Here is a 25,934-nt window from a genome sequence, read left to right as displayed (position 1 = left end):
TAAAATTATAATAATACTAGAGTGAAAGCGGTTATAAGGAACAGGGGGTATGCCGAATGCCTGACCGTATGTCCGAGCAGGAACTGAATAAGCTGATTAATATGCTGGAGCTGTCACAAGCTGATGGTGATATAGAGTTTGATATTTCATTTATGGTATCCGATGACCCGGATCATGACCACGGGGGGCGGGTGCTGGTCCGGGCTGACAAAATCTTCATACAGGACCCGCTGCCCGGTGGTTCGCCCGCAGTTATTATGGGGGTTCTTCCGGTTAAACTATATGTCAACGGTGAGCCGGTTTCCGGCCCGGCCGAGGTGACTACCGGGGATACTATAGAGTGGGAAATTTCGCAGCCGCCGCTGTATTCGATTACCGTGTCGGAGGATCGTCTGCTGGCTTTTTTCACCCTCCATTCCACGAAAAAATTCTCCTGGAAGCTGAATGACCATTTATCCGCCGGTATGGTGGAAGTAGACGCCGTGATGGATACGGAGAATGTTGTCGGAATTCTGGGTCTGAACCAGATTATTGCCGATTTTGAGCGCCGGGGGATCATTCAGAATCTGAATATCTCCGGAATTCATGCTGAACTGCAGAATCCCACGTATCAGCCAATTACCGCTGCCCAGGGCAGAGCGGCTGTGCCTGGGGAGAATGCGCATCTTGAACTGTTTTTCTCCGAGACGATTGAGAATGAATTCAGCGAGATTGAAGGCCAGGTGGATTACCGCAGTCATCTGCGTATTCCTTCCGCGATCCGCGGTGAAGTGCTGGCGCGCAAAATTCCGGTTATCGAGGGGATTCCCGGCTATGACGTATATGGAGAGATTCTATATCCTCCGACGCCTGCAGACCTTTCGGTTCTAGCCAAAAATAATACAGTCCTGCTGATCGGCAATGAAATCCGCGCCCTGCGTGAAGGCCGGCCCCGGGTGACCGGTGACCGGATCAAATATTTCGACATCTGCACGTCCTACATCGTACCCGGCAATGTGAACATTAAATCCGGCAATATTGTATTCTCCGGTGATGTCATTATACGGGGCGATGTCGAGGACAATATGATCATTGAGTCGCTGGGCAATGTCTATGTTGCCGGCAGCATCTATAACTCCACCATCACAGCCACCGGCAGCATTCTCGTCAAAGGCAATGTAGTGAACAGCAATCTGTACTCCGGGTATTTCGGCGTGATGTACAACCGGATCTACAACTGCTCCAAGCAGCTGATAGAAGAGACCAAGATCCTCCAGACCGCGGTCCGGATGCTGGTCCAGGCGGTCCAAGGCCGGAAGCAGAGCGTGAAGTACGGACAGGCTGTGCTGCTGCTGCTGGAGAGCAAGTTCCAGAAGATCCCGCAGCTGATCAAGGAGCTGCTCTCGGTGCTGGCAACCGTTCAGGCCTCTTACCATCAGGATCTGGAACAGACGCTGCATTTCCTGAATCTGTTCCTGAAGCCGGCCCAGTTGGTGGATTATATGAGTGAAGCTTCGCTAAGCGGAGTGATCAGTATGCTGGAAGAGCTGCATAGGGGGGTGGCCCGGATGCAGGAGACCAAGGTCGAGGTTAACATTGGCAAATGCCAGAACAGCACGCTGAAATCCAACGGCGACATCATCATCCACCGGGACGGGATCGTGCAGAGTGAGCTGTTCTCTTCGGGCAATATTACGTTTCTCCAAACATTCTCCGTCTGCCGCGGCTCCAAGCTGGAGGCCGGGGGCAGCATTGCTGCCTTTTATGTCGGCGGGGAGAGCGGCGCACAATCCTACCTCAAGGCCAAACAAAGTATCTCTGTGCGCAAAATGTACCTGGGTAAAGTCACCATTGACCGCTATACCGCAGACATCACCGAGCCGGTGGAGAACCTGGTCTTTGACGCCGAGAGCCTGCGTAGCATGAAGCTGTCGGCGGAGTCCGGGAGAGGGTTAGTATAATAAAGGGAGCGTCCCGTATGCCTTGTGGCTGCGTGGGCGCTCTTTGTTGTGGAGCAGTGTGCGCAAGGTGCCACGTGAAGGAGAACGTCAGAGTGCGGGGATGCGGGTGCGGGTGGCAGGGATGAAGGTAAGTGAGGGGATGTGGCGGGAAGTGAGGGTAAGCGGCAGGATGATAGATATAGGTTGCAGGGAGTAACAGGCAAGATAGAAGAAGCGGTGAGGGGGTGAGGTGGAAGCAGTGAGGAGTGAGCGAGAGGAATGAGGAGGGGACTGATAGCAATGAGAAGTGCTCTATGATAGAACAGAGGGTTCCGCGGACCTATGCGGACTCAGGAGCGCTTATATTGTCTTTTGGAGCTCAATATGCGGGGGAACGGGTTACTTAACGGAATCTGAGTCCGCATGACCTGCGAAATGGCGTGATCCGCCCCACATAAGGGCCTTCCAGTTCGCAAGGAGGCATCCGGATCGTGACGATTCACTTGTCTGGATATGCTATAATCTTATGTGAAAAATTGATTTTACCGTGATAGCACGCATGAGCAGATTGTGGAGAAAGTAGATGAACTGATTGCTGCCGATTATCTGCGAACCGAGTACTCCGGCAAGTTCCCGATGATCGTGTTCACTCCGCGCGGGTGGGCGGTTGAGCGGGAACGGCGGGCGGAAGAATTTCTGCGGGAATGGGATCAATGGCTAGATAACGGGATTACGCCGGTCAGCATGGAATATTTGAAGGAACGAAACCGTGGCATGATCTTCATACTCTTGTTTAAAATTTTATGTTCAGGTGATAAGAAGTACATACCGTATTTGCAGCAGTGGGAACCCATTGACTTCAACGCTGTTACAAGGAGGATGGGCTTCATTTTCCGGAGAAATGTTCTTATTGCAGGCAGGAGGAGAGGGAATCGGTGTGAATAGGCTGGAGCTGCGCAAGAAAGTTCACGGAATAGTCAATGGTCTCATTTCGGAGAAGGGCGTTGTCAGTCCGCTGGATGTATTCTTAAGGCTCGGGTTCCGGGGATTACAATATTGAAACAAGCTACGCTACCCATTATGTGCTGAAGAAGCCGGAAGAATCATAATAAGAGAGGGACATGCTGATGTTTACAACTGAACAAGTAAAAGGTTTCATCCTCCATCCGGAGCCAATTGTAAGTAATACTGCCCTGCAATACTTTGCTGACAGCTTTTTATATGAGAACGATACTACTCTAATGCCGCTTGTGCTAGAAAGGATGAAGCAATCCGGGGATGCCGGGACGGTTCACCTGCCCCATACCTATAAATTCCCGCTAACTGAAGAAGTGATCCGCGAGCTGCTGGCTTTATACCAGTCGCCTACTATCGATAAGAATACGAAATTTCATTTGCAGATCATCTTGCGTCATTGCAGTCCTGAGCAGTCCATCCCCTTTATGGAGTTAGTCGAGCAAGATCCGAGCTGGCAAAAGCTGCTGGTTCAAAAGAGTAATCTTGCGAACCTGGATGACCAGGAACTGTTGGATGTCTTCAAAGTGTTTATTGAACAAAGCACAGGGAAAAGTTGGGGTGAGTTTGATACGGCTTACGGGGACGAAATCGTAAATGAGCTGTCCCGCCGCAGATGTATGGATACCGAGGCTGTGCTGCAGAGGCTGCGCGACAATGATCCTCACGACCCAAGCTATGAAGTGCCTTATCTTATCCAGCTGGCAGGCCTAATGAAGCTGGAGGCGGCTATTCTTGTGCTGTGCGGTTTTTTCGGTTCTCAGGATGACTTGCTTCTGGAGAATGCCAAAGAGGCGCTCGTTCGTATCGGGACAGCCGGGGTGGTTACGACGCTCACTGAGCAATATTCTATTGCTGAAGGGGAGAGCTACCGGCTGTATGCCTCTGGTGTGTTCGGTAAAATCAAGCTGCCCGATTCAGAGGAGGCAGTGCTCAGATTGTTGCCGGGAGAACGAGATCTCACCAACGCGACTATATTGGCTGAAGGTCTTTGTGAACTTGGTTCAAATAATGGGCTTCCTATAGTCCAGGCTATGCTGGAAGGAGACTACGACCGCGGATTATTGAATCTCACGGAGTCGATATATGCTTACTGCGTAATCTCGGACACACTACATCCTTCATTACAGGATTGGAAGAAGCAGCTTGATCAGGAGGAGGCTAGGCTGGCCAAGCGTAAGGCAGAAGCGGACCGGATGTTTAGAACTAAAGCCCCCATAGGAACTTATAACAGATTAAACGGAACTGAAAAAACATATATAAGCCCGGAAAAAGTAGGCCGCAACGATCCTTGTCCTTGCGGAAGCGGGAAGAAGCATAAGAAATGCTGCGGTGCTTAGTGGGAACATAATCGTGCCGGGAGCGGGGAATATTATTGTGAGTTCCACGGTGGGATACGAGTAGTGAGAGTTTGTTAGGATCTGCGCGGAGTATTGCTGTGAGTGATATAGAAGCAGGGTGGGAGAAGTGGGGGGAGGCGGCAGAACTATGCGGACACAGATGACCTTATTTGGCGAAAAAGGCTGCTTATCTGTCCGATGCGGACTCAGGAGCGCTTAAATTGTAATTTGAAGCTCATAATGAGGTGGAATTGGTTACTTAACGGAATCTGAGTCCGCATGGCCTGCGGAATGGCGTGATCCGCCCAAATAAGGGCCCTCCAGTCCGCAAGGGTTACGCTATGTGCTGGCACAGACGTCCCCGAAGGGATACAGCCCATTCGGGCTGATTGCGGAGCAGGTGCTAACGAAGCGTATGCTTTAGCGTCCCCGGCTGGCGCCAAGGATTCTCATCCCCCGGACGCACAAACAGCCTCCCCGAAGGGAGGCTGTTCTATGACGTCCCGGAAGGGATTCGAACCCCCGACCGTGCGCTTAGAAGGCGCATGCTCTATCCGGCTGAGCTACCGGGACATGGTGCCTGACTGAAAAGCAAGCAAAAATTATGTTATCATACATAGATTATTTTTTCAACTTGTTTTTTTGAAACCGTACGGGGATATGCTATAATCTACAATTGATTAGGGTTCGGATGAAGAGGAACGGAGAAAAGGAGGTGCCCTCATGAATCAATTCAATTCCCCTGCCAAAGAGAATATCGTGCTGTTCCCGAAGACGCTGGATTATTACCAGATCCAGCTTACGGTAATGCTGGAAAGTGAACGTTACGGGGAAGCGATGGAACTGCTGCGTTTTCTGCTGCAGTGCCAAGGACAGGAAGAGCGGCACTACGAGGAGTGGCAGTCGCTGCTGGATTGGCTGGAAGCGGCTTTTCCCTACGCCGCACAGGGCGGGGATGCGGATGGTGCCCCCTCTGCAGAAGAGAAGGATCTGAAGGAAGAGGATATGGCCCGGATTCTGGCCAAATCCAAGCTGGAGGAGGATGCGGATTATCCCGATAAGCTGCTGAAGCGGATCATGAATGAGCCGCTGTCCGAAGCGACCGTGCTAGCGCTGGAGCAGCTCTCCTACCTGGAGGGAAGCCATGTAGATGAAGCGCTGACCGGCTGGCTGCAGCAGGCTGAGGTGCATCCGCTGCTGCAGTTTCGCACGCTGCAGACGCTCCGCCGCCGTGGGGCCCAGGGGGCGGTCAGGCTGAGCCGCGGCTACGAAGCTGCAGAGGTGGAGATCGAGGCAGTGCCGCTGCACAATGACGAGTTCCCGCCGCAGGTAAGCCAGGTGCTGGAGCGGGTGGCGGAGCAGGCCGAGGTGCATGAGCCGACGCTGTACTATTTTGCCCAGGAGCTATGGGGGCAGTTCATCATGTCGATTTATGGAACGAAGGAATACCGCGAGCTGCTGGACGGAGAGTATTCGCTGCTGGATATTTGGGCCGGAGCCTTGCACCAGATGGTGTCGGAGAGCCTGAACGGAAACCGGAATGAAGAGGAAACACGGAGTATGTACGGGATCACAGACAGCATGCGCTTTCAATTCGAAGGGGCCTACCGTTCGCTCAAAGGATTTGTAAAGAGTTCTCTACTTGATAAATAAAGTAATGTTGTATATAATATAATGGTTATTCTGTGCGTGAATTGTATGACTTTTTTTAAGTAAACATGTAATCAATTTTGGAGGGAAAAGTATATTATGAAAGCAACCTGGGAAAAAATAGAGAAGAACCTTGGAGTTCTTGAAGTCGAAGTAGAAGCAGACCGTGTAGCTGCAGCACTCGACAAAGCTTTTAATAAAGTGGTTAAGAAAGCAAACGTACCTGGATTCCGTAAAGGTAAAGTGCCGCGGCCGATTTTCGAATCCCGTTTTGGCGTGGAAAGCCTGTACCAGGATGCCATCGACATTCTTCTTCCTGAAGCTTATGGCGAAGCCGTTGAACAAACCGACATCTTCCCTGTAGACCGTCCTGAAGTAGACATCGAGCAATTCGCCAAAGGCCAGCCGTTCATCTTCAAAGCGAAGATCACCGTTAAGCCAGAAGTGAAGCTGGGCGAGTACAAAGGTCTGGAAGTTCCTGTACAGAAGGCTGAAGTAACTGATGAAGAGCTGGACGCTGAACTGACACGTCTGCAAGAGCGTCATGCTGAGCTTGTTGTTGTTGAAGATGAAGCAGCAGTTAACGGCGACATCACTGTAATTGATTTCGACGGTTCCGTTGACGGCGTTCCTTTTGAAGGCGGACAGGCTGAGCGTCATTCCCTTGAACTGGGAAGCAACTCCTTCATTCCAGGCTTCGAAGAGCAAGTAGTTGGCATGTCCACCGGAGACTTCAAAGATGTTGAAGTTACTTTCCCTGAGGCTTACCATGCTGCTGAGCTTGCCGGCAAAGTAGCTGTATTCAAAGTGAAGCTGCACGAAATCAAACGCAAACAGCTTCCTGCACTGGATGATGAATTCGCTAAGGATGTAAGTGAATTCGACACTCTGGAAGAATACAAGGCAGATCTGAAGGCACAGCTGGAGTCCCGCAAGCAGGAAGAACTCAAAGGCGTTCGCGAAACTGCAGTAGTTGATGCAGCTGCTGCTAATGCTGAAGTTGAAATTCCTCAAGCTATGATCGCCAGTGAAGTAGAGAACATGGTTCGTGATTTCGACACCCGTCTTCGCCAGCAGGGCATGAACATGGATATGTTCCTCAGCTTCTCCGGCCAGACACGTGAAGACCTGCAGGAACAAATGAAGGGCGATGCCGAGAAGCGCGTTCGCAACAACCTTGTTCTGGAAGTTATCGCTAAGGAAGAGAAGATCGAAGTTTCCGAAGAGGAAGTTACGCAAGAGCTTGCTACTATGGCAGAAGCTTACAAACGTACTCCTGATGAAATCCGCAGCATTCTGGCGGCCAATGGTTCCCTGAGCAGCCTGAATGACGAAATTTCACTGCGCAAGACTATTGATTTCCTCGTTAGCAATAGCGTAGAAGTTGATGCTCCGGCTCCTGCTGTAGAAGCACCTGTTGAAGAAGCGGCTGCAGAAGAAGCAAGCGCTGAGTAGTTTTCTGCTGAGTAGTCTTCTTTAGAAATTTTACCTAGTACGGCCATTTCCAATAGGCCTCCATAAGAGCAGATAAGGCACGTAAGTTTTTGTTACGTGCCTTATTTTTATCGGGGCGGACGTTATGTGAGTACATACCACGAATCAGGAATTGGCATTGCCCGCGGAATTGCGATATAATGGCATGCACATGAGCAGTGCGGCTGTGAGAGCAGCAGTGAATAAATGACATCCCGCTTTGAACGTGTTAAAATATTTCTGAAACGGAAAGACTAATCTGTATAGAGAAAAGAGGTTGGTGGCATGAGTCTGGTACCAATGGTTGTGGAAACGACAAGTCGGGGAGAACGCTCATACGATATCTATTCCAGATTGCTCAAGGATCGCATCATCTTCCTAAGCAGTGCGATTGACGATGATGTCGCCAATCTGGTTATTGCACAGTTGTTGTTCCTGGCAGCAGATGACCCCGAAAAAGACATTCACTTGTACCTCAACTCGCCCGGTGGTTCTGTCACAGCCGGCATGGGTATATATGATACGATGCAATATATCAAACCGGATGTTTCAACGATTTGTGTAGGGATGGCTGCCAGTATGGGATCATTGCTCCTTACAGCTGGAGCGCCTGGCAAGAGATTTGCGCTGACCAACAGCGAAGTTATGATTCATCAACCGCTTGGCGGCGTTCAGGGGCAGGCATCCGATATCTGGATCCATACCGACTGGATTCTGAAGACGAAGGCGAAGCTGAATCAGATTTATGTAGAGCGCACAGGTCAGCCCCTTGACAAAATCGAACGGGATACGGACCGCGATAACTTCATGAGCGCGGAAGAAGCGAAGGAATACGGGCTCATTGACCAGGTACTCTCTTCACCGATCATATCTTAAAGGGGTGGTAAGATGTTTAAATTTAATGATGAAAAAGGGCAATTGAAATGTTCTTTTTGCGGCAAATCGCAAGAGCAGGTTCGTAAGCTGGTAGCGGGACCTGGCGTTTATATATGTGACGAATGCATCGAGCTGTGCACGGAAATCGTGGAAGAGGAGCTCGGTCACGAAGAAGAATTGGATATGAAGGATATTCCGAAACCGAAGGAAATCCGCGATATTCTGGATCAATACGTAATCGGCCAGGAGCAAGCGAAGAAATCGCTCTCCGTTGCCGTATACAATCACTACAAGCGTGTGAACAGCCAGAGCAAGATTGAAGATGTGGAGCTGACGAAGAGCAACATTCTGCTGCTCGGACCTACAGGCTCCGGTAAGACCCTCTTGGCGCAGACGATGGCGAAGATCATCAACGTGCCTTTTGCCATTGCAGATGCCACTTCCCTTACGGAAGCAGGTTATGTCGGTGAAGACGTTGAGAACATCCTCCTGAAGCTGATTCAAGCGGCGGATTATGATGTGGAGAAGGCCGAACGCGGCATTATCTATATAGACGAAATTGACAAGGTAGCACGTAAATCCGAGAACCCGTCCATTACACGCGACGTTTCCGGTGAAGGTGTACAGCAGGCTCTGCTGAAGATCCTGGAAGGTACAGTGGCTTCTGTTCCACCGCAAGGCGGACGTAAGCATCCTCATCAGGAATTCATCCAGATCGATACTACGAACATTCTGTTCATCGTAGGCGGTGCTTTTGACGGCCTGGAGCAAATGATCAAACGCCGTATCGGCAAAAAAGTCATCGGCTTCAACGCAGCGGTTGAAGGCCAGAAGGATCTCAAAGCCGGCGAATACCTCTCCATGGTATTGCCTGAGGATCTGCTCAAGTTCGGCCTCATTCCTGAGTTTGTCGGCCGTCTGCCGGTCATCTCGACCTTGGAGCCGCTTGATGAGAACACCCTGGTACGTATCCTCTCCGAGCCGAAGAACGCGCTCGTGAAGCAGTACGTTAAGCTGCTCGAGATGGATAATGTGGCGCTGAAGTTTGAACCGCTTGCCCTGGAAGCTATTGCCAAGGAAGCGATCAAACGGAACACCGGTGCCCGCGGACTGCGTGCAATCATCGAGAGCATTATGCTCGACGTGATGTATGAGGTGCCTTCGCGTGATGACATCAAGGATTGTGTCATTACCGAGAAGGTAGTCCAGGAGAAGTCCCTGCCGGAGCTTAGTCTCAAGAAAGACAAGAAAAAAGAAGAAAGTGCCTAAGCAATGAGTAATCATCTGCTCAGTGCAGCTTAACAATACAATTCAGGGTCTCCACTTTCTCCCGCACACCCCGCAGTACCTGCGGGAGCGGAGAGGGTGGAGCTTTGATCGTTATGGGGGAGAAAACCATGTTCTTGAGACACCAGACCCGTCCCGTCAATGTCGGCGGGGTTATTATTGGGGGAAACAACGAGGTTGCTATCCAAAGCATGTGCACGACCAAAACCGCCGATGTGGAAGCGACCGTAGCCGAAATTCTGCGGCTGGAGGAAGCGGGATGCCAGCTCGTGCGCGTGACGGTCAATAATGAAGAAGCGGCGGCGGCAATTAAGGAGATCAAGGCGCGGATTCATATCCCGCTGGTAGCGGATATTCATTTCAACTATAAGCTGGCCCTGCTGGCGATTGAGAACGGCATCGACAAGGTGCGGATCAATCCCGGCAATATTGGACGCCGCGATAAGGTGGAAGCAGTAGTTAAGGCCTGCAAGGACAAAGGGATTCCAATCCGTATCGGAGTCAACGCCGGTTCCCTGGAGACGCATTTGCTGGAGAAATACGGCTATCCTACACCGGAAGCTATGGTCGAGAGTGCCCTGTACCATATCGGCATTCTGGAGGAGCTGGACTTCCACGATATCATCGTGTCGCTGAAGGCTTCGGATGTGCCGATGGCTATTGAGGCTTACCGTAAGGCGGCGGAGGTTATTCCTTACCCGCTGCATCTGGGCATCACCGAATCCGGCACGCTGTTCGCCGGAACAGTGAAGAGCTCGGCCGGGATCGGCGCGCTGCTCTCTATGGGGATTGGCAGCACGGTACGTATCTCCCTGAGTGCTGATCCGGTAGAAGAGGTGAAGGTGGCACGTGAGCTGCTCAAGACCTTCGGTCTGATCTCGAACGCCCCTACGCTGATCTCCTGCCCGACCTGCGGACGCCTGGACATTGATCTCTTCTCTATTGCCAATGAAGTAGAAGAGTACATCTCCAAGCTGAAGGTGCCGATTAAGGTATCTGTACTGGGCTGCGCAGTGAACGGACCGGGTGAAGCCAGGGAAGCCGATATCGGCATCGCCGGCGCACGCGGGGAAGGTCTGCTGTTCCGTTACGGCAAGATGATCCGTAAGGTTCCTGAGGCGGAGCTGGTCTCCGAGCTGAAGAAGGAAATTGACATCATTGTAGCCCATTTTGAAGAAACGGGCGAGATTCCCGGCCGCAAGCATGCGGGACTGGCTCCTGCGGTAGTTGTTGGTAATCCTGAGGGCAGCAAGTAACTGAACTGATTCTATCGTATCCTATTCAATTAGCAACAATGTTTATATACATGAAGCGCCCCGCTGCAGCGGTCTGTTCAATCAGACATTCTGCAGCGGGGCGCTTTTTAAGTGCGTCCCTGGCGGAGAGCCCTTTTCAGCAGGGTTATCGAAAAGATCAGGAACGGAATCAATACCTGGAAGATAAAGGAGAATTCCCCCCATACCTTGGCAATAATCTCGTTGACATAGACGGTGTTGATATATGTATTCCAGGCGATGAGAATGAACAATACGGCCAGCGGATAGATCAGGTAATTCGGTGCTTTGAGCTTGAAGACGATTTGGATACCTCTCAGGATGGAAAGGTAGAGCAGTGAGATTTTGATGAAAAAGGTTAATATCCAGAGGGTGATCAGTATTCCCTCGACGCGCTGCAGAGTGTTCCCGATATTAATCGTTTTGGCCAGTGCGTATGCCGGGAAGGTATTGTTCTCCGTCTGTTCAATGCCCAGGACAAGGATGCTGAGCAGCACGATAAGAGAAAGCACGATACCGCCTGTGACCGCTCCCCACAGTAATGCTTTTTCCCCGCCTTTTCGCTTGCCCACCAAGGGCAGGAAGGTCATGAGTACAATGAGCTCCTGGTACATGGCGGAATGAAGGCCGGCTCGAAGGACAGGACCGAAGCCGTCCTCCAGTATAGGCTTGATATGATTCCATTCAATTTGCGGGCTCAGCGTCAGAACCAGAAGCAGAAACAGGAACAGCACCCAGGGAAACATCAGTTCCCCCACTCTCGCGAGTGCGATAATTCCCATACTGGCACTCATGACGGCGGCAATCAGGAATATAATCTGGATCGCCTCAATCGGCGTTTCCGGCATGATCTCACTGGACATGAAGAAACCAAGGTCACCCAGCAAAGTACCAGTGAGAATCATGAAGTAGAACAGATACAGCAGCGAGATTATTTTACCCGGCCATTTGCCGCAGGCAGCTTCATGAATCTCGAAGATATTCTTGCCGGGATGAAGCCGGGCGATGAAGACATACAGCAACGCCATAACCAGATTGACCGCCAGGCTGAATAACGAGGCAATCCAGGCATCCTCCCTGGCTGTACTCGCAAGTCCGCTCGGGATGACCAGAATCGAGGTTCCGATGGTTAAACCAAATGTCATAATATAGAACTGCCTTGGAGCAATGCCAGTGCGGCTCTTCACCTTTGTCTCACTTCCTTTCCCGGGTAAAATGTTCAGGACATCAGCTCCATAACGCTGCGCACCCAGTCTAGCGGCCTAAGCTGAGGCCAATCTGCCCAATCCGCGAGAGTAACCATGACGGATAGCGTCCAGGTTCCATAGAATGCAGCGGCATCGCGCACAGAGTGCAGCTTAAGAATGCCGGGTGTCTTCAGGAATAGTACAAACAGCAGGAAGAAGAGTAACAGCAGATTCCAGTTCATTTCTCATCAAGCTCCCCTTTGAGTGGCTGTATGATAGAGCCGATACGCCGGACTGTAACCTTGGAGTGAACATCGATTTTGACGGTTTTGAAGCTGTCCTCCCAATGCCTGCGGTATTCCTTCCAGAGATGGGGATACTGCCGGTGCAGCGCTTCCCCGAAGCCGAAGATATCCGTATTATATTGCTGCTGGATTGTCCGGATATCACTGGACATCTTTATGTTATATTTGTTCACCAGAGCCTCCTCGATAGCCTGGATACTGGACGGCTTATTGAGATCAAGCGTACCCTCCACCGTTGTCAGATCGGCTTCGATTTTGAGCTTAATGAGGAATTCAGGTCTGCCCTGATCATCAAGCCTGATGTCCACTGAGCTATCTGCCCGTGACACGGTGAAGCCTACGGTACCTCCGCCGGGGATGGTTACACTTCCGGCGGTTGTATTCACGTCAGCCAGCACATAATTTACACTCTTGCTAAGCGTTTCATCCAGCCACCCGACAAGCTTGTCCTTTTTGAACATGGCGATCCCGGCATGCTGAATCAAGGTCTTCGGACGGATGCCCTGCACATTCCCTGGCGTACCCCCATCCTTCACATCTCCTAGCAGCTGGACCCCTGACATTATGGGATTCGATCCGCCGCGCTCAAGCTCGGTAATGAATTGCTGGAGTGTGACTTTTCCGGTAGCTGCCCAGTTCTTATGGGAGACCAGAATTGAAGAATACAAGGAATTCGCCGGAATATGCTCGAAGGGTGTGATGATCTCCAGGATATCCGAAGCTTTCATATTCTTGGCTACCAGCAGATAGAAATCGTTGCGCAGCTGATGATCCCGTGAGATGAAGTCCAGTGCATCGCTGACCCCTTCGCGGGCCAGCGCTTCCCCGAACACAAGTATGCGAATATGGGCCAGATACGGCATACGGGGAGTCATGCTCAGCATCCGCTGCAGCGCGTCGGGGATCGTTCGGCCCACCGATTTGTAGGTGACGACGGGAAGACTTCCGGAGGAGGCACCCTTCTGGGTGCCAGTCTCGCTGGGATTCATAATCTGGACAGATACCTCATACCCTTCCGGGTGCAGATCAACGCCGAGCGCCATGACGAGCGCCAGATCATTTAACTCTTTGCGGCTCCAGCATCCGGTAAGAGAGGTAAGACATAGAATTAGGAGGAGGGTTAAGGCGCGTCTTCCCCGCATCAGGCAGCATTCCTTTCGTTATAGATTCACGGGCGGCAAATCCTAGTTTCGTCCGAAATACTTCTTCATGCTGCGCCGCGAGAAGCGGATGAAGGTATCCTTCTGGCTCTGCCAGCGGAAAGGCGCAAACGAGGTCATGTAAGGAACGCCCATAGATTCCAGGCTGCATAAATGCAGCCCCAGGATAATCAACGCAATAATCATCCCGTATAAGCCGAAGGAAGCGGCGATTGCCATCAGCACAAACCGCAGCATCCGTACAGAGATTCCGACATTGAAGGCAGGCAGTGCGAAATTGGCAATCGCTGTTATGGACACTACAATAACCATGGCAGCCGAGACCAGTCCGGCATCAACCGCAGCTTGACCGATAACCAGGGTTCCGACGATGGATACGGACTGGCCGATGGATTTGGGCAGCCGGATGCCGGCCTCGCGCAGAATCTCGAAGGTAATCTCCATAATGAACGCTTCAAGGAATGCCGGAAAAGGAATCCCCTCACGCTGGCCGATCAGACTGATCAGAAGTGTAGTAGGGATCATCTCCTGATGAAAAGTAGTGATGGCGATGTAGAAGGAAGGGGTCAGCAGAGCAATAGCGAAACAACAGAACCGGAGCAGCCGCACCAGACTGGCGAAGTCGCTCCGCTGATAATAATCTTCGCTGGACTGGAAGAATTGCACCAGCAGCGCGGGAACCACGAGCACGAACGGGGTCCCTTCCACCAGAATGGCGATCCGCCCTTCCAGCAGTGCCGATGCGGTGACATCCGGACGCTCTGTATTATAGACGGTAGGGAAAGGACTATACCGCTTGTCTTGAATTATCTCCTCGATGTAATTGCTCTCCAGTACGCTGTCAAGCCTGGCATCATCCAGCCGTCTGCGCAGCTCCTGAAGCACTGCGGGATCAGCATTGCCTTCAATGTACATTACCGCGATATTCGTCTGGGTCTGCTCCCCCAGCTTACGTGATTCGATTCGAAGCTTCGGGTTCTGAATGCGCCTGCGGACCAGAGCGGTATTGTCCCGTAAGGATTCGGTGAAGCCTTCTCGGGGCCCGCGGACTACCGACTGGGAGACCGCATCCTCCACCGCACGCTGCTTGAGAGCCTCTGTACCGGCAGACAGCGCCGTAACGCTGCCTTCAATGAAGAGAATCGTGTTGCCCGCCAGAATTTCCGTTTCAACCTCTGTATAGTTGCTGATCTCTCCAACCTTGCTCAAGGTAAGCGTCCGTTCCTGTAGCAGCTTGAGGCATGTCAACGGCGTAAACTCCTTCAATTCATGGAACAGGCTGGCATCCTCGTGAATCCCTTGGATGAGACCCTGCGGATCAGCCATTCCCTCAATGTATACAAGTACAGCGGACAAAGGGCCAAGCTTGATGAACCGGTAGATGATATCTGTACTTTTGCCCAGGCGGACTTGTAACCCTTCCTGGAAAAGAGACAACGATTCCGGCAGCTTCTCCTGTGGTGCTCCTGCATGCTCCAGCTGTGTCATATGGGCCAGCCTCCTTTCATCCGGTATAGTGTTTCCCTTAATGGAAATCGTATGCAATCTGCGGACCTCTTCTGTTTTTTTGGCACAAGCGTTTACGAATGATTGAAACGGCTATACTACCTAGTAGTAGTTAAATACTGGACAGGCAGACGGAAGGAAATAGGAGGGTGTGCTATGCAACTAAGTATATTGCTGATGATCGTGCAGCTCTTTTTCGCGCTGGTCATCGGCGTTTATTTTTGGAATCTGCTGCGGGGACAGAAGACCAACAAGACGGCGGTAGACCGGGAATCACGCAAGGAGCTGGATAAGCTGCGCAAGATGCGGATGATCTCACTGACCAAGCCGCTCTCAGAAAAAACACGTCCGGCCTCCATCGATGATATCGTCGGACAGAAGGACGGGCTGCGCGCGCTCAAGGCCGCGCTCTGCAGTGCCAATCCGCAGCATGTCATTATCTACGGCCCGCCCGGTGTGGGCAAGACAGCCGCTGCGCGTGTGGTTATGGAGGAAGCGAAGAAGAACGCGCTGTCCCCGTTCAAGCGTGAGGCCAAATTCACCGAGATCGATGCCACTACCGCACGCTTCGATGAGCGCGGAATTGCCGATCCGCTCATCGGCTCGGTGCATGATCCAATCTATCAGGGTGCGGGGGCCATGGGGGTGGCCGGAGTTCCGCAGCCTAAGCCCGGAGCGGTAACCAAGGCGCATGGCGGGATTCTGTTCCTGGATGAGATCGGAGAGCTGCATCCGATTCAGATGAACAAGCTGCTGAAGGTGCTGGAGGACCGCAAGGTGCTGCTGGAGAGTGCCTACTATAATTCAGAGGACAGCAACACGCCTGCGTATATCCATGATATCTTCCAGAATGGCCTGCCCGCCGATTTCCGGCTGGTGGGCGCAACGACACGTTCGCCGGACGAAATCTCGCCTGCGCTGCGTTCGCGCTGTATGGAGATCTATTTCCGGCCCCTGCTGCCGGAGGAGATAGCGGTGATCGGAAGGGATGCCGTCCAGAAGATCGGGCTGAAGCCGAGTCCCGAAGCTGTAGAAGTAGTGCAGCAATACGCCACGAACGGCCGTGAGGCCGTGAATATGATCCAGCTGGCCGCCGGACTGGCCTTGACGGAAGGGCGGGATACCCTCAGCGCAGCAGAGGTCGAATGGGTAGCCAGCAGCAGCCAGCTGCCGCTGCGGACGGAGCGGAAGATTCCAACGTCTCCGCAGATCGGGCTGGTTAACGGCCTTGCCGTCTACGGGCCGGGCATGGGTACGCTGCTGGAGATCGAGGTCTCCGCTGCCCCTGCTGCCCATGGACAAGGCAGACTGAATATAACCGGTGTGGTTGATGAAGAGGAGCTGCGCGGCGGCTCACGGACAACCCGGCGCAAGAGTATGGCCAGAGGCTCCATCGAGAATGTGCTGACCGTACTGCGTACGATGAAGCTGGAGCCGGACCACTACGACCTGCACATTAACTTCCCCGGCGGCACGCCGATTGACGGCCCGTCCGCCGGAGTGGCCATGGCGGTCGCTATCGTCTCCGCCATCCGGCAGCTGCCGGTGGATAACACGGTAGCGATTACCGGGGAGATCGGCATCCATGGCCGTGTGAAGCCGGTTGGCGGCGTGGTCGCCAAGGTCGAGGCCGCGTTCCAGGCCGGGGCAACCACCGTGCTGATTCCTAAGGAGAACTGGCAGTCGCTGTTCGCCGACCTCGGCCCCCTGCGGGTCATCCCGATGGACACCGTCGAAGAAGTCTTCCGCCACCTGTTCGGTGCGGATACGGCAGACGTGCGAATGCCTGCCGTATCGGGCGAGACCTTCTCTTCGGCGCCTTCGCTGCTGAAGGCGGATGCTTCGGGGGAGAGTATGCCGGGATAGCAGCATTCTATTATGAAGGAGGTCCCTCAGATCATATACTGGGGGACCTTTTTTTGCGAAACTTGCTGGAACGGTGCCGTTCTTTGGAGAATGGCGGAGCTGTTTCAGCTTGTTCGTTATGTATTACGGAAATAGATGGATTTTCTACACTTGCTAAGGAACGAATGAACCCGGCGAGAACAGCAGTTATGATGAACGAAAGGCAGCCCCTGTTCGCACACCTTAGGTTAAAATGGGAGTAAGGACAACCATTTCAGAGCTAAATGCGAAAGGAGCTGTTACTATGAAGAATACCATAAAATACGTAGGTTTGGACGTGTCAAAAGAAAAAATTGCAGTGGCGATTGCAGACGAGGGACGGGACCCCGCACGGTATCACGGAGCGATTGCCCATACGCCAGATGCTGTAGGACGACTCATTCGGAAACTGAAAAGCCCGGAGGTTACTCTTGAAGTCTGCTATGAGGCGGGACCCACCGGGTATGATTTGTATCGCTGGCTGACCAAGATGGGAATTTCCTGCACGGTCATCGCCCCCTCACGTATTCCTCAGCGTTCAGGCGATGCCATTAAAACCGACCGACGGGATGCAGAGCGGCTCGCTCAGCTCCACCGTGCGGGAGAATTGACGGCCATTCATGTACCCACTCCGGAACTCGAGGCTCTTCGGGATCTCATCCGAGCCCGGGAGAATGCTCGGGAAGAACTGCACCGGGCCCGGCAGCACCTCGTTCATTTTCTGTTACGGCACCAGATCCACACCCCGGAAGGGATGAAAAAACGCTGGACGAAACGATACCGGCTGTGGCTCTCTACCTTGACGTTTGAGCATACCGCGCAAGAACGGGTATTCACCGAGATGCAACAACAGTTGCGGGAGGTGGAGGAGCGCATTAAACGGCTAGAGGAGGCCATGCGGAAAGAAGCCGAAATCTGCCCGTACGCCTCTGTGATTCAAGCGCTCCAGGGTCTTCGGGGGATTGCCCTGCTCACGGCCATGACGCTCGTCGTTGAAATCGGGAATTTTGAGCGGTTCCGTTCGCCTGCGCAGCTGATGAGTTACCTGGGACTGGTTCCGCGGGAATCTTCTACAGGACCCAAGACAAGACGGGGCCGCCTGACTAAAACAGGAAATGCCTCCGTAAGGCGTGCTTTGGTGGAATCGGCCTGGAGTTACCGTTACCTTCCGGCGGTCAAAGGCGATTTAGAAAAGCGGTTAGAAGGGCAAAGTGCTCATGTCCAGGAAACGTCATGGAAGGCGCAGGAGAGATTGCACAAAAAATATGTGCAGATGGTCAAACGGGGAAAACACCGAAACTTGGTGATCGCAGCGGTGGGACGGGAATTGGTCGGATTCATTTGGTGTGTTGCGGTAAAGGCAGAAGCAGGAATCGCATAATATAGAACAAGAAAAAGCCTGTCCCCAAAGGATGAATCCTTGGGGCATGGAGACAACGAGAAAGGTTCGAGGAGAATCCACGAAATCCAACTGCACAAAACCCGGATGGGTTTGACGTGCGACAATAGTTTAGGGAAGCTCCTTCGACGTAGGCCTAACATGTGGAACCAACCCACGGATAGCAGTGTGCCAGCCGACGACTCGCATGTTGTCTCCATGCCCAAGGGATTGAAAAAACCTTTGTTAAAAAGGGAAGAAACAGGGGGATTGACAAATTCGTTCATAGCAGTTGGATAAACAGCACTTAAATCATCGCATTTCACCCAAGTAGCAGAAATCATCCGAATTAAATGTTGTTTTTCCACTTGCTTGCTCCCGATCCGCCGAAATCAACAAATTAAGATACCTTTATCCACTTGCTTATGGCATCAGCTGGTATCCCTGCGGCATCTCCCCTTTTGTCCGCAGAATGTAGCTCTTGGGGGCCCCCCGTAAAGTACTTGATTCACCGTCCAAGCAAAGATCCTTCCAACATGTGGCCGACGGATTTAATGCCAGGGTTCTCCTGAATATTTTATTGAATGCTACCGTATGATCGGTTTCACTGTCGGTTATTGGATAGCCTTCTGGATTGAACAGCTGGTTGCGCAGCCGATCGCAAGATTGGCAATGAAGACATTGCATACAAGGCAGGATCTTAAGGCACAAAGTGTAAATGCGTAATTAGGGCTAATCGTGCAAAATAACAATACATTCGGGGAACGTCCATGCCGGGCGTTCTTTTCTTTTAATTAACCAGGCACCCTTTAAGTAAGGGCAACGGCATAGTACACTTAAGTTTAGCGAATACTAAAAGACGACTGCGCCACAGCATTTGCCGCGGCACAAGGCTTGTTGGTGTTTTCATGCCGCTTTTGTTAGAATGAATGCATATGACACTACTTATGAACCATGGGAGGTGCGAAAGCGATGATACAAAGCAAATCCAAAGGTCGTCGTTTTCCTTTATTACCGCTCCGAGGTCTTCTTGTATATCCCAGCATGGTTCTGCATTTAGATGTAGGCCGCGAGAAGTCCGTCCGGGCACTGGAAAAAGCTATGGTTGAAGATAACCTGATTCTTCTCTGCTCCCAGTCGGAAGTGAATATAGAGGAGCCGGGTCGGGAAGATATTTACCGGGTGGGTACAGTTGCGAATGTACGGCAGATGCTTAAGCTTCCCAACGGCACGATCCGTGTGCTGGTCGAAGGCGTGGAGCGGGCAGAGATTATTCATTATACAGACAACGAGGAGTACTATGAGGTGATGGCGCGTGAGCTGCCGGAGCAGGAGGATGTCGATCAAGAGAGCGATGCTCTGATGCGTTCCGTGCTGAGCCAGTTCGAGCATTATATCACCTTGTCCAAAAAGGTGACTCCCGAGACGCTGGCCGCTGTCTCCGATATTGAGGAGCCGGGCCGGCTGGCCGATGTGATCACCAGTCATTTGGCGCTTAAGATTAAGGAGAAGCAGGAGATTCTGGAGACCATTGACGTCAGCAAACGTCTGGAGAAGCTGCTCGATATCCTCAATAATGAGCGTGAAGTACTGGAGCTGGAACGCAAGATCAGCCAGCGCGTGAAGAAGCAGATGGAGAAGACCCAGAAGGAGTATTACCTCCGCGAACAGATGAAAGCGATCCAGAAGGAGCTTGGCGAGAAGGAAGGCCGGGCAGGCGAAGCAGATGAGCTGCGCGCCCAGATGGAAGAGAAGAAGCTGCCGGAGCGTGTGCAGGAGAAGATCGAGAAAGAAATCGACCGCCTGGAGAAGATGCCGGCAAGCTCGGCTGAAGGCAGCGTCATCCGCAACTATGTGGATTGGCTGCTGGGTCTGCCGTGGAGCGAATCGACCGAAGACGATCTGGATATCAAGAAGGCGGAGCAGGTGCTGGATGCAGACCACTACGGTCTGGAGAAGCCGAAGGAACGCGTACTGGAATACCTGGCTGTACAGAAGCTGGTCAAGAGTCTGAAGGGGCCGATTCTGTGTCTGGTAGGTCCTCCGGGCGTTGGTAAAACATCGCTCGCCCGCTCCATCGCCCGCTCGCTGAACCGTAAGTTCGTCCGTATCTCGCTGGGCGGCGTTCGGGATGAAGCGGAGATCCGGGGTCACCGCCGTACCTATGTCGGGGCGATGCCGGGGCGCATTATCCAGGGGATGAAGACTGCGGGCAGCATCAACCCGGTCTTCCTGCTGGATGAGATCGACAAGATGGCAGCGGACTTCCGCGGCGATCCGTCGGCGGCTCTGCTGGAGGTGCTTGACCCTGAACAGAACAATACGTTCAGCGATCACTTCGTAGAGCTGCCGTTCGATCTCTCGAATGTCATGTTCGTAACGACAGCGAATGCCGTGCATAATATTCCGCGTCCATTACTGGACCGGATGGAGATGCTGTTCATTCCGGGCTATACGGAGCTGGAGAAGCTGCAGATTGCCAGCCGCTATCTGCTGCCGAAGCAGCGCAAGAATCATGGGCTGGAAGAGGAACAGCTGTCCATTGAGGACGATACGCTGCTGAAGATTGTGCGCGAGTACACCCGGGAATCCGGGGTGCGGAACCTGGAACAGCAGATTGCTGCCCTATGCCGCAAAGCCGCTAAGCAGATTGTCTCGGAAGAGAAGGAACGCGTAAGCATTCTTCCGGAAGAGATCAAGGATTATCTGGGCGCCTCCAAGTACCGCTATGGAATGGCGGAGCTGGAGGATCAGATTGGTACCGTGACCGGACTGGCCTGGACCGAGGTTGGCGGCGATACGCTGCTGATCGAAGTAACAGTTGTGCAGGGTACGGGCAAGCTGACGCTGACCGGACAACTAGGCGATGTCATGAAGGAGTCGGCGCAGGCCGCCTTCAGCTATACCCGCTCTAAGGCGGAGGAGCTGGGACTGGCACCGGATTTCCATGAGAAGAACGATATTCATATCCATATTCCCGAAGGTGCGATCCCCAAAGACGGTCCGTCCGCAGGGATTACGATTGCAACAGCCCTGATCTCCGCCCTGACGAAACGTTATGTCTCGAAGACTGTGGCGATGACCGGCGAGATTACGCTGCGCGGGCGTGTGCTGCCGATCGGGGGCCTCAAGGAGAAGTCGCTGGCTGCCCACCGTGCAGGCTATAAGAAGATCCTCATCCCTAAGGACAACGAGCGTGACCTTAAGGATATTCCCGAGAGTGTCCTGAACGATGTGGAGTTTGTGCCGGTATCCCATATGGATCAGGTGCTGAAGCATGCACTTGTGGATCACGGCGCCGTCAGCGGCAGAGACACAGATAAGGATACAGAAATAAGTATTGAAGCGCCTAGTAGTGTGCATTAGAAAGGAAGTCCTATGAAAGTTAACAATGCCGAATTTGTGATCAGTGCCGTGGGCCCTGATCAGTACCCTGAGGATGCCTTGCCGGAGATTGCTCTGGCAGGGCGCTCCAATGTAGGGAAGTCCTCTCTGATTAACCGAATGATTAACCGCAAGAATCTCGCCCGCACCAGTTCTACACCGGGTAAGACGCAGCATATGAACTATTATCGTATTAATGAAAGTATGTATTTCGTCGACTTTCCGGGTTACGGCTACGCCAAGGTCTCCAAGACACAGCGCGCCTCCTGGGGCAAAATGGTTGAGAAATATATGTCCGAGCGTGAAACGCTGAAGATGGTCCTGCTCGTTGTAGACCTTCGTCATCCGCCAACCGGTAATGACAAGATGATGTTCGACTGGCTGAAGCATTATGATCTGCCGCTCTGTGTAGTGGCAACCAAGGCGGATAAGATTCCGAAGACCCGCTGGCCGAAGCATATCAAAGTGATGAAGCAGGAGCTCGGTGTGCTGCCGGGTGATAATTTCATTGCCTATTCATCAGAGATTGGACTTGGCAAAGACGAACTATGGGAACTTATCGATAGACATACTCTTCCTACCGAAGAAGAACCTCCGGCAGAACCGGACGATCAGGATTCCGGGGATGAACCACAGCACGAAGACTCTTCTGAGAGTTAAGGGTTTGTCATAGAATTGAGGGATGGTTATGGCTCAGCGTCTGGCTATGGAATATGTGAATGCAACAATGCAAATGACCGAATTTCAGCTGAACCAGTTTCTGCTTACTGCCGATACCAGCTATATCAGTCACCGCGTGAAGATCCTTGGCGCAGGTGAACAGGAGATTGTACTGGAAGAGGCCGGGGGCGAGGAGGTACATCTGTCTTTTGAACGCAAAGGCGGCATTTATATTGGTTCCTTGTCCTGCAGGGTAGTGAATCCTCATCTGATCAATGCGGTCCGCAAGCTCTTCTTCATGTATAAGGGCACGGGAACCGTGAACCGGATTTATAAGGAATTAACCATGATGTATTACTATGAGGGTGGCTCGGTGCGCCGGATCTCGGAAGTGAGACCCGGCGGCACCAAGCTGATCTATCAGCATAAATATTCATTGGTAGAGATGATGTCTATTTACAAGCTGCAGACGGTAGAGCAGGAGATAGAGCAGGAGCGCCGGAAGATTAATAGGTTGCTGGATCTCCGCAATACTTATCAGCAGGTAGCGGACATCCGTGAAGTAGATGAACAGCTTAAGAGGGCAACTTATCGGCTGTTTCAGTTAGAAGCTTAGTGATAACTAGTATTAAATTAGCAATCATTTCCTAGTGAAATGGTTGTATTTTTTTGCGAAAACTATACATATCTTTTACGAAAGGACCGATAAACTACGTATGATAGATATCCATAGCCACATTCTACCCTTCATAGATGACGGAGCCGCTGATGTTGACGCCGCTCTCGCCATGGCGCAAGACGCCCATAACGATGGTATTACAACTGTAGTTGCTACGCCGCATCATGCGAACGGAGTCTATATGAATCCGGCTCCAGATATTGAAGCAGCCGTGCGGCTGCTGAACATGAAGCTCCAGGAGGCTGGCAATCCGCTTCAGGTACTGCCCGGACAGGAGATTCGTATCTACGGGGATCTGCTGGATGATCTCGAGAAGGGACAACTGCTGACGCTTGCCGGTTCCAGATACATTCTGCTGGAGATGCCCTCTTCGCGGGTGCCGCGTAATATGGAAGAGACCTGCCATGAGCTGATTATCCAAGGTTATGTACCGGTGATTGCCCATCCGGAGCGGAATGCCGAGGTCGCCGAGAATCCGTCCAAGCTGGAGCGGCTAACCGAATTGGGGGCACTCGGACAGCTGACGGCGCAGAGTCTTGCCGGAACGTTCGGAAGTAAGCTGCAGAAGCTGTCACTAGACTTGTGCCGGCGGGGGACTATACATGTGATTGCTTCAGATGCGCATGATTCTAGTAATCGTCCGTTCGGTTTAAGCGAGGCTTACGAAGTCGTGAAGAGACATTTGGGAAACGAGACATTCGACTTTTTTCTACACAATTCGCGTAGAATTGTTGCCAATGAGGAGATTATTCGAGTTAATCCTGTTCAATCCGGGAGCAAACTTCATAGATTGTTCGGATTTTTCTCTCGTAAGGGATGACCTCCCTAGTTTTTAATGGTAGAATGGGTATTACTGGATTAAAGCTATAATATTTATAAAAATACATACAATGAGGTGGATGACAAGTGAGTTTGAAGAAAAAATTGGCAGTATCAACACTAGCAGTAAGTATGGCGGCGGCATCCGTTGCCGGATTCCCGTTCAGCAGTAAAGGCCTGGCCCAGCATCTTGGGATCGTAGGTACGGCTTCTGCGGCAGCGGTTACCCACGCAGATGCGAAGACAAAAGTTGAGAAGATTTATGCTCAGCTTACTCCAGCAGACAAGCAAAAGCTTCTGGCTTATGAATTAGAAGCAGGCAACATTGACCTTTCGACTTTCAAAGCTATCTTTAAGCCAGTACTGGACAAGCTTGAATTGGATGTTAATGATGTTGCAACTGCCCATAAAGCATTTAAGAGCGTATCCAGTGTAGTTTATGATGTATATGCTAACGATTTTGCGGAGATCAAGGCTATCCGTTATGATGTGGACAATGTGGACCTGCTCAACAGAATCGCAGCCAAAGCTGGCGTGGCTGAGCTTACATTTGACGATCTGATTGAATTCCTGCTGGGTGACAATGGTGTGGAAGCAGAGCTCCGCAAATTGGTCAGCAGCAAGACAAGTGCTCAATTGCTGGATATTATCGCTAATTCCACAAGCCAGGATGCTTTGCTCGACGATGCAATTACAACGGTGCTTAACCACAGAACAGGTGCGGGGGCCCTTACAGTTAGCCAGGTAGTATACAATCTTGATATTACTCCTGCTGATGTGAAGCTCAGCTTGAAGAACCTGAATACAATGCTTCCAACAGCGAAGCCTGCAGTGAAAGCCCTTGCTACTGCTTATATCAAAGCTTACGGCTTCAGTGGCAGTGATGGTGGAAGCGGCGGGAGTGGTGGCGGTGGAACTGTAGTAACAACTCCGGTTACCAACCCTACAGCTACACCAGGCCTGTATGATGTATCCAAGCTGGTAACTATTGTTGGAGATAAAGCTACCTTGAAGCTGGTTGATGCTGACGTACTGAAGGCATTTGATGCCCTGGTTGCTGCGAATGCCGGTAAGACAGGTCTTACACTCACCCTGAACCTGGGTACAGTGAATGCTGCAACTGTTGAAGTGCCATTGTCCAAAGCAATCATCGAAGCTGCCAAGGCTAAAGGTATTGCTAACATCGCAATTACTTTCAACGGCTTGACCGTAACGATTCCAGTAGGTCAATTCAGTGAAGCTATTACACTTACAGCATCCACAATTGCTGATTCTACAGTGACTTCGATTTCCAGCCTGAAGCTGGCATCCAGCGTATATGAATTTGATCTGACGGTAGGCGGCGTGGCAACAACAACCTTCCAGCAGCCAATCACTATTAAGCTGCCACTGAAGAATGCAACTGGCCTTGACAAAGAATTGCTCTCCGTGGCTAAGGTTGTATACGGCGCGTTGCAGTTCCAGGGCGGTGTTGTAGACGGTGACTATATCGTAGAACCACGTGACACTTTCTCTTCCTACGCAGTAGTAGAGAACAAAGTAAGCTTCAAAGACATTGCAAGTGTACAGGCTTGGGCAGGAAGACAAATTGCCGTTGTAGCTGCCAAGGGCGCAATCGAAGGTGTCGGTAACGGCAACTTTGCTCCGAAGAGCAATGTGACCCGTGCTGAATTCGCCAAGATGCTGATTCGTGCACTGAACCTGGAGAACAACTCCGCTAAGCAGAGCTTCGGCGATGTGAGCTCCACTTCCTGGTACGCTCCATACGTAGCTGTAGCTGCTGAGAAGGGGATCATTACCGGACGCAGCGCGGCTAAGTTCGATCCTAACGCAACCATTACCCGTGCAGAAATGGCGACTATGATCTCCCGTGCGATCAAGTCCATTAACCCTAAGGCAACTACAAGTGCAAGTGCACTTAGCAAATTCTCCGATGCCGCTAAGATCAGCGCATCGCTAAGAGACGGAGTGGCCTTCGCCGCCAGCAATAACCTGGTTATCGGCAACGCAGGCAAGTTTAGCCCTAACAACACTGCTACTCGTGCAGAAGCAGCAGTTATTATCTACCGTACAATCAACTTCAAGTAAGTAAATAGTAAGTGTGGAGAGCCTCCTCTCGTCTATTAGAGAGGGGGCGCT

Annotated in this window: 19 protein-coding genes, 1 tRNA gene and 1 pseudogene; 16 read left to right on the top strand and 5 right to left on the bottom strand. The window is 51.9% G+C overall.

Annotated features, from left to right (window positions below; all coding sequences use genetic code 11):
* The first annotated feature begins 56 nt into the window (after positions 1-56).
* The 4 genes and pseudogenes from R50912_RS26420 to R50912_RS36070 all read left to right on the top strand — a co-directional run bounded on the left by R50912_RS26420 (position 57) and on the right by R50912_RS36070 (position 4,273).
* Positions 57-1,940 (top strand): FapA family protein, encoded by a 1,884-nt coding sequence (locus R50912_RS26420; protein ID WP_042239011.1) that lies wholly within the window; start codon positions 57-59, stop codon positions 1,938-1,940.
* Positions 1,941-2,471: 531 nt separating this feature from the next.
* Positions 2,472-2,864: pseudogene (locus R50912_RS26415) on the top strand (RQC-minor-1 family DNA-binding protein); the annotation flags it as partial.
* Entirely contained in the window at positions 2,857-2,979 is a 123-nt protein-coding gene (locus tag R50912_RS36280) for a hypothetical protein (RefSeq protein WP_269322080.1), read from the top strand. The pseudogene R50912_RS26415 and the gene R50912_RS36280, both read left to right, overlap by 8 nt.
* 67 nt (positions 2,980-3,046) lie before the next feature.
* The gene (locus R50912_RS36070) at positions 3,047-4,273 is read left to right on the top strand and encodes an SEC-C metal-binding domain-containing protein (RefSeq protein WP_042243349.1); all 1,227 of its coding nucleotides are present in this window, start codon (positions 3,047-3,049) and stop codon (positions 4,271-4,273) included.
* 499 nt (positions 4,274-4,772) lie between these two features.
* Here R50912_RS36070 and R50912_RS26405 read toward each other — a convergent pair.
* Positions 4,773-4,846 (bottom strand) — tRNA-Arg (locus tag R50912_RS26405).
* 150 nt (positions 4,847-4,996) lie between these two features.
* On the opposite strand from R50912_RS26405, the gene R50912_RS26400 reads away from it, so the two are divergent.
* From R50912_RS26400 to ispG, 5 genes are all read left to right on the top strand, one after another.
* Positions 4,997-5,926: a hypothetical protein gene (locus R50912_RS26400; protein ID WP_042239009.1), complete on the top strand. Its 930-nt coding sequence runs from the start codon at positions 4,997-4,999 to the stop codon at positions 5,924-5,926.
* A gap of 96 nt (positions 5,927-6,022) precedes the next feature.
* Positions 6,023-7,378 carry a trigger factor gene (tig, locus tag R50912_RS26395; RefSeq protein WP_042239007.1) on the top strand — a complete coding sequence of 452 codons (1,356 nt, stop codon included), beginning with the start codon at positions 6,023-6,025 and terminating at the stop codon, positions 7,376-7,378.
* A gap of 303 nt (positions 7,379-7,681) precedes the next feature.
* The gene (gene clpP, locus R50912_RS26390; protein ID WP_042139667.1) at positions 7,682-8,272 is read left to right on the top strand and encodes an ATP-dependent Clp endopeptidase proteolytic subunit ClpP; all 591 of its coding nucleotides are present in this window, start codon (positions 7,682-7,684) and stop codon (positions 8,270-8,272) included.
* A 12-nt stretch (positions 8,273-8,284) separates the two neighbouring features.
* A complete protein-coding gene (clpX, locus tag R50912_RS26385) occupies positions 8,285-9,541 on the top strand; it encodes an ATP-dependent protease ATP-binding subunit ClpX (RefSeq protein ID WP_042217131.1) in 1,257 nt (418 codons plus the stop codon).
* 128 nt (positions 9,542-9,669) lie between these two features.
* On the top strand, positions 9,670-10,815 hold the full coding sequence (ispG, locus tag R50912_RS26380; RefSeq protein ID WP_042243347.1) for a flavodoxin-dependent (E)-4-hydroxy-3-methylbut-2-enyl-diphosphate synthase: 1,146 nt from the start codon (positions 9,670-9,672) through the stop codon (positions 10,813-10,815).
* A 107-nt stretch (positions 10,816-10,922) separates the two neighbouring features.
* Here ispG and R50912_RS26375 read toward each other — a convergent pair whose 3' ends face one another.
* From R50912_RS26375 to R50912_RS26360, 4 genes are read right to left on the bottom strand one after another with little or no spacing between them, the layout of a single operon-like run.
* Positions 10,923-12,020, bottom strand: a complete 1,098-nt coding sequence (locus R50912_RS26375; protein WP_081956667.1) for a GerAB/ArcD/ProY family transporter — start codon at positions 12,018-12,020, stop codon at positions 10,923-10,925.
* 32 nt (positions 12,021-12,052) lie between these two features.
* The gene (locus R50912_RS26370) at positions 12,053-12,262 is read right to left on the bottom strand and encodes a hypothetical protein (RefSeq protein ID WP_042239004.1); all 210 of its coding nucleotides are present in this window, start codon (positions 12,260-12,262) and stop codon (positions 12,053-12,055) included.
* Positions 12,259-13,467 (bottom strand): Ger(x)C family spore germination protein, encoded by a 1,209-nt coding sequence (locus R50912_RS26365; RefSeq protein ID WP_042239002.1) that lies wholly within the window; start codon positions 13,465-13,467, stop codon positions 12,259-12,261. Before R50912_RS26365 ends, R50912_RS26370 begins: the two co-directional genes overlap by 4 nt.
* Before the next feature lie 42 nt (positions 13,468-13,509).
* Positions 13,510-14,973: a spore germination protein gene (locus tag R50912_RS26360; protein ID WP_042239000.1), complete on the bottom strand. Its 1,464-nt coding sequence runs from the start codon at positions 14,971-14,973 to the stop codon at positions 13,510-13,512.
* A 174-nt stretch (positions 14,974-15,147) separates the two neighbouring features.
* Here R50912_RS26360 and lonB point away from each other — a divergent pair, with 174 nt between their 5' ends.
* The 7 genes from lonB (at position 15,148) to R50912_RS26325 (ending at position 25,883) form a co-directional block, all read left to right on the top strand.
* On the top strand, positions 15,148-16,857 hold the full coding sequence (lonB, locus tag R50912_RS26355) for an ATP-dependent protease LonB (RefSeq protein ID WP_042238998.1): 1,710 nt from the start codon (positions 15,148-15,150) through the stop codon (positions 16,855-16,857).
* 283 nt (positions 16,858-17,140) lie between these two features.
* On the top strand, positions 17,141-18,256 hold the full coding sequence (locus R50912_RS26350; RefSeq protein WP_042237381.1) for an IS110 family RNA-guided transposase: 1,116 nt from the start codon (positions 17,141-17,143) through the stop codon (positions 18,254-18,256).
* 969 nt (positions 18,257-19,225) lie between these two features.
* Entirely contained in the window at positions 19,226-21,619 is a 2,394-nt protein-coding gene (gene lon / locus R50912_RS26345) for an endopeptidase La (RefSeq protein WP_042238996.1), read from the top strand.
* A 12-nt stretch (positions 21,620-21,631) separates the two neighbouring features.
* Positions 21,632-22,297, top strand: a complete 666-nt coding sequence (gene yihA / locus R50912_RS26340; protein WP_042238993.1) for a ribosome biogenesis GTP-binding protein YihA/YsxC — start codon at positions 21,632-21,634, stop codon at positions 22,295-22,297.
* Between the two features lie 28 nt (positions 22,298-22,325).
* On the top strand, positions 22,326-22,913 hold the full coding sequence (locus R50912_RS26335; protein ID WP_042238991.1) for a hypothetical protein: 588 nt from the start codon (positions 22,326-22,328) through the stop codon (positions 22,911-22,913).
* Positions 22,914-23,013: 100 nt separating this feature from the next.
* The gene (locus R50912_RS26330) at positions 23,014-23,796 is read left to right on the top strand and encodes a tyrosine-protein phosphatase (RefSeq protein ID WP_042238988.1); all 783 of its coding nucleotides are present in this window, start codon (positions 23,014-23,016) and stop codon (positions 23,794-23,796) included.
* Positions 23,797-23,882: 86 nt separating this feature from the next.
* On the top strand, positions 23,883-25,883 hold the full coding sequence (locus R50912_RS26325) for an S-layer homology domain-containing protein (RefSeq protein ID WP_042238985.1): 2,001 nt from the start codon (positions 23,883-23,885) through the stop codon (positions 25,881-25,883).
* The last annotated feature ends 51 nt before the right edge of the window (positions 25,884-25,934 follow it).

It is taken from the genome of Paenibacillus sp. FSL R5-0912 (assembly GCF_000758605.1).
Classification (GTDB): domain Bacteria; phylum Bacillota; class Bacilli; order Paenibacillales; family Paenibacillaceae; genus Paenibacillus_AQ.
This window is presented reverse-complemented; position numbering and strand designations above follow the sequence as displayed.